General features: G+C 68.3%; 5 protein-coding genes. 4 read left to right on the plus strand and 1 reads right to left on the minus strand.

The genetic code is table 11. The annotated features are described in order from the left end of the window. Nucleotides 1-135: 135 nt before the first annotated feature. Complete coding sequence (locus tag PHQ87_RS14390) at nt 136-1,041, plus strand: inositol monophosphatase family protein (RefSeq protein WP_300235785.1); 906 nt, start codon at nt 136-138, stop codon at nt 1,039-1,041. Nucleotides 1,042-1,154: 113 nt separating this feature from the next. Here PHQ87_RS14390 and uraH read toward each other — a convergent pair whose 3' ends face one another. Then, nucleotides 1,155-1,508 (minus strand): hydroxyisourate hydrolase, encoded by a 354-nt coding sequence (gene uraH, locus PHQ87_RS14395; protein WP_300235788.1) that lies wholly within the window; start codon nt 1,506-1,508, stop codon nt 1,155-1,157. 87 nt (nt 1,509-1,595) lie between these two features. On the opposite strand from uraH, the gene PHQ87_RS14400 reads away from it, so the two are divergent. The 3 genes from PHQ87_RS14400 to uraD form a co-directional block, all read left to right on the plus strand. Beyond that, nucleotides 1,596-2,273 (plus strand): GntR family transcriptional regulator, encoded by a 678-nt coding sequence (locus PHQ87_RS14400; RefSeq protein WP_300235791.1) that lies wholly within the window; start codon nt 1,596-1,598, stop codon nt 2,271-2,273. A gap of 10 nt (nt 2,274-2,283) precedes the next feature. Beyond that, nucleotides 2,284-3,243: an allantoinase PuuE gene (gene puuE, locus PHQ87_RS14405; protein ID WP_300235794.1), complete on the plus strand. Its 960-nt coding sequence runs from the start codon at nt 2,284-2,286 to the stop codon at nt 3,241-3,243. A gap of 19 nt (nt 3,244-3,262) precedes the next feature. Continuing rightward, the coding region (gene uraD, locus PHQ87_RS14410; RefSeq protein WP_300235797.1) for a 2-oxo-4-hydroxy-4-carboxy-5-ureidoimidazoline decarboxylase at nt 3,263-4,926 on the plus strand (1,664 nt) is incomplete at its 3' end.

Here is a 4,926-nt window from a genome sequence, read left to right on the forward strand (position 1 = left end):
TGAAAAAAGCCCCCACGACTTTGGGCGGGACCGGTAAAATCCCCCCTATTGTCGCCGCCCCGCATCGCCGGGGTGTTGCCGCTGTGCTCTTCTCCCCCTTGCCGGCCCACGAGGCCGGTTGCAGGAACACAATTCATGTCGTCCAATCTCCACCCCATGCTGAACGTGGCCATCAAGGCCGCGCGCGCCGCTGGCGCCCTCATCAACCGCGCCGCGCTCGACATCGAGGCGGTGCGCGTCTCGGCCAAGCAGACCAACGATTTCGTCACCGAAGTCGATCAGGCAGCCGAGCACGCCATCATCGAGACGCTGCTGGCGGCCTACCCCGACCACGGCATCTGGGCGGAGGAATCCGGACGACGCGAAGGCAAGGGTCGCGACAAGGACTTCGTCTGGATCATCGATCCGCTGGACGGCACCACCAATTTCATCCACGGCTTTCCGGTCTACTGCGTGAGCATCGCGCTCATGGTCAAGGGCCGCATCGAGCAGGCCGTCGTCTACGACCCGACCCGCAATGACCTGTTCTGTGCCACGCGCGGGCGTGGCGCCTACCTCAATGAGCGCCGCATCCGTGTGGCCAAGCGCACCCACCTGCGCGAGACCCTGCTGACCACGGGCTTTCCGTTCCGTCCCGGCGATGCCTTCCAGACCTACATGAGCATGCTCGGCGAGGTCATGCCGCGCTGTACCGGCGTGCGCCGCCCGGGCGCGGCCGCCCTCGACCTGGCCTATGTGGCCGCCGGCTTCTCGGACGGCTTCTTCGAGATGGGCCTGTCGCCCTGGGACGTGGCCGCCGGCGCGCTGCTGGTCACCGAGGCCGGTGGCCTGATCGGCAACTTCACCGGCGAGGCCGACTTCCTGGAACAAAAGGAGTGCCTGGCGGCCAACCCGAAGATCTATGGCCAGCTCGTGAGCCTGATCGGCAAGTACAGCAAGTTCGCCAGCGCCGGCGACAAGGCGGCCGTGCGGCAGCAACCGGGCATCGGCCAGACCTCATCCGCGCCCGCCACGGACGCGGACACCGGCGACGAAGCTTGACGCGCACACCTGGTGTGGACGGCGCCACCGGTGCCATGCCAGGCACAGTCACCAGACCAGGCCCGCACGATCTGCCCGCGCGCAGGGCGATCGCTCTTTGACCGGGCTTATCGTCAACTGCCCCGGTAGGTGGCATAGCTCCAGGGGCTGACCAGCAGCGGCACGTGGTAATGCTGGTCGGCGTGGGCAACACCGAAGTCCAGCGCCACGCGGTCCAGGAACGGGGGATCGGGCAGGTCCACACCCCTGGCAGCGAAATAGGCCTTCACCGCGAACACCAGGCGGTAGGTGCCCTTTTTCAGGCTGGCGTTGTCGTACAGCGGCCCGTCGGGGTTGCGGCCGTCCGCATTGAGCGTGAAGCGCCGCACCAGCGTGGCCTGATCACCGCTGGTGGTGTAGAGCTCGACCGCCATGCCGGCCGCCGGGCAACCGTGCATGGTGTCCAGGACGTGTGTGCTCAGGCCCATGACTTGCTTCCTTTCTTGACTGGCACGCGTTGTGCAGGCCATTCTGTCGACCAAAAGTGTATACAATTTCTCGCGTTTCTGGCTATCATGATGGTCATGGAGACCTCCAGCACCGCCCTGATCGTCGCCTCGCTGACCCGCGCCATCGTGGAACACCGGCTGCATCCGGGCACCAAGCTGGCGGAGCAGAAGCTGGCCGACCACTTCGGCGTGTCGCGCACGCTGGTGCGGCAGGCGCTGTTCCAGCTCGCCCAGAACCGCCTGGTCCGGCTGGAGCCGGCGCGCGGCGCCTTCGTGGCCACACCCTCGGCCGACGAGGCCCGCCAGGTGTTCGCGGTGCGCCGCATGCTGGAAGCCGAGATGACGCGGGCCTTCGTGCGCCAGGTCACCCTGGGCCAGCTCAAGGCCTTGCGCGCGCACGTGGCACGCGAAAAACGCGCCGTCGATGACCAGGATGTGCCCGGCCGCACCGAGCTGCTGGGCGACTTCCACGTGCGCATGGCCGAACTGATGGGCAACCGGGTGCTGGCGGAGCTGCTCGGCGAACTGATCTCGCGCTGCGCGCTGATCACCCTGATGTACCAGAGCAGCCGCGCCGCCGAACACTCGAACGCGGAACACGCCGACATCGTCCAGGCGATGGCCGCGCGTGACGAGGCGCTGGCCGTGCGCCTGATGCATGAGCATCTGCTGAACGTGGAACAGGGGCTGGCCTTCGACCGCCAGCAGCCCGTCAATGACCTGTCCATGGCGCTTTCCTTCTGACACCCGACCCATGATCTACGACGCCACCGCTCCCTACCCGCGCGATCTGGCCGGTTACGGCCGCGATGTCCCCCATGCACGCTGGCCGGGCCGCGCCCGCATCGCGGTGCAGTTCGTCCTCAACTACGAGGAAGGCGGCGAAAACTGCGTGCTGCACGGCGACCCGGCCAGCGAGCAGTTTCTCTCCGAGATGTTCAATCCGGCGGCCTACCCGGCGCGGCACATGAGCATGGAGAGCATCTACGAATACGGCTCGCGCGCCGGCGTCTGGCGCATCCTGCGCGAGTTCGAGCGGCGCGGCCTGCCGCTGACCGTGTTCGGCGTGGCCACCGCCCTGCAGAAGCACCGCGACGTGGCGCAGGCCTTTGACGAACTGGGCCACGAGGTGGCCTGCCACGGCCTGAAATGGATCCACTACCAGGATACCGACGAGGCCACGGAGCGCGCGCACATGGCGCAATGCATGGCCATCTTCGAGGAACTCTACGGCCATGAGGGCGATCACGGCCTGGGCTGGTACACCGGCCGCGACAGCCCGCACACGCACCGCCTGGTGGCCGACGACGGGCGCTTCGCCTACGACAGCGACTACTACGGCGACGACCTGCCGTTCTGGATGCGGGTGCGCAGGAGCGACGGCAGCGACAGGCACCAGCTCATCGTGCCGTACACGCTGGATTGCAACGACATGCGCTTCGCCCTGCCGCAGGGCTATTCGCACGCCGACCCGTTCTTCCAGTACATGAAGGACAGCTTCGACGCGCTGTACGCCGAGGGCGACCCGGCGGGTCTGGACCGCCCGAAGATGATGAGCATCGGCATGCACTGCCGCCTGCTGGGACGGCCCGGACGCATCACGGCATTGCAGCGCTTCCTGGACCACATCCAGTCGCACGAGGGCGTGTGGGTGGCGCGGCGCATCGACATCGCGCGCCACTGGCAGGCCACGCACCCGCTGGCCACGGCCTGAGCAGCAAGGCGCCACCACCATGCCCATCACCCTGGAACAACTGAACACCGCAGCGCCGGACGAGGCGGTGCGACTGCTCGACGGCGTGTACGAACACTCGCCCTGGATCGCCGAGCGCGCCCTGGCCCGCCGTCCCTTCGTGTCGCTGGCACAGCTCAAGCACGCGATGGCCGAGGTGCTGGACGCGGCCGGCGTGGAGGCACAACTGGCCTTGATCCGCGCCCACCCCGAACTCGCGGGCAAGGCCATGGTCAGCAAGACGCTGACCGCCGAATCGACCAACGAACAGAGCAAGGCGGGCCTGACGAACTGCACGCCCGAGGAATTCGCGCGCATCCAGCAGCTCAACGCCGACTACAACGCCCGCTTCGGTTTTCCGTTCATCCTGGCCGTGCGCGGCCCGCGCGGCGACGGCCTGAGCAAGGCGCAGATCATCGCGGCCTTCGAGCGCCGCCTGCACAGCCACCCCGACGCGGAGCGGCAGGAGTGCATCCGCCACATCCACCGCATCGCCGAGATCCGCCTGAACGACAAGTTCGGCGTCGAACCGGTGGACGGCCAGCGGGTGTGGGACTGGCAGGAGACGCTGGCGCAGCACAGCGACCCGGGCTACGCCGAGCAGGGCCAGCTCACGGTGACCTACCTCACCGAGGCGCACCGCGCCTGCGCGCAGCGCATCAGCCACTGGATGAAGGAGTGCGGCTTCGACGAGGTCGAGATCGACGCCGTGGGCAATGTGGTGGGCCGCTATCACCCGGCCGCACTGAATGCCCGTTACCTGTTGACAGGCTCCCACTACGACACCGTGCGCAACGGCGGCAAGTACGACGGGCGCCTGGGCATCTTCGTGCCCATGGCCTGCGTGCGGCGTCTGCACGAGGACGGCCGGCGCCTGCCCTTCGGCATCGAGGTGGTGGCGTTCGCGGAAGAGGAAGGCCAGCGCTACAAGGCCACCTTCCTCGGCTCCGGCGCCCTCACCGGGCACTTCGACCCCGCCTGGCTCGACCAGACCGACGCCGATGGCATCAGCCTGCGCGAGGCCATGCGGCACGCGGGGCTGTGCATCGACGACATCCCGACGCTGCGGCGCGACCCGGCGCGCTACCTGGGCTTCATCGAGGTGCACATCGAGCAGGGGCCCGTGCTCAACGAATTGCACCTGCCGCTGGGCGTGGTGACCTCCATCAACGGCGGTGTTCGCTACCAGGGCGAGGTGACGGGCGTGGCCAGCCATGCCGGCACCACACCGATGAACCGCCGGCGCGACGCCGCCTGCGCGGTGGCCGAGCTGATGCTGTACGCCGAACAGCGCGCCGCGCAGGATGGTGACTCGGTGGCCACGGTGGGCATGCTGCACGTGCCCAACGGCTCGATCAACGTCGTGCCCGGCGTCTGCCGTTTCAGCCTCGACATGCGAGCGCCCACCGATGCGCAGCGCGACGCGCTGGCCGCCGATGTGCTGGCCCGGCTCGATGAGATCTGCGCCCGCCGCGGCCTGCGCCTCACGCTGGAAGAGACCATGCGCGCTTCGGCCGCACCCAGCGCCCCCGCATGGCAGGCACGCTGGGAGCGCGCCGTGCAGGCGCTGGGTGTTCCCGTGCACCGCATGCCCAGCGGTGCCGGCCACGACGCCATGAAGCTGCACGAGATCATGCCGCAGGCGATGCTGTTCGTGCGCGGCGA

This window comes from Hydrogenophaga sp., from assembly GCF_028698005.1.
Taxonomy (GTDB): Bacteria; Pseudomonadota; Gammaproteobacteria; order Burkholderiales; family Burkholderiaceae_C; genus Hydrogenophaga.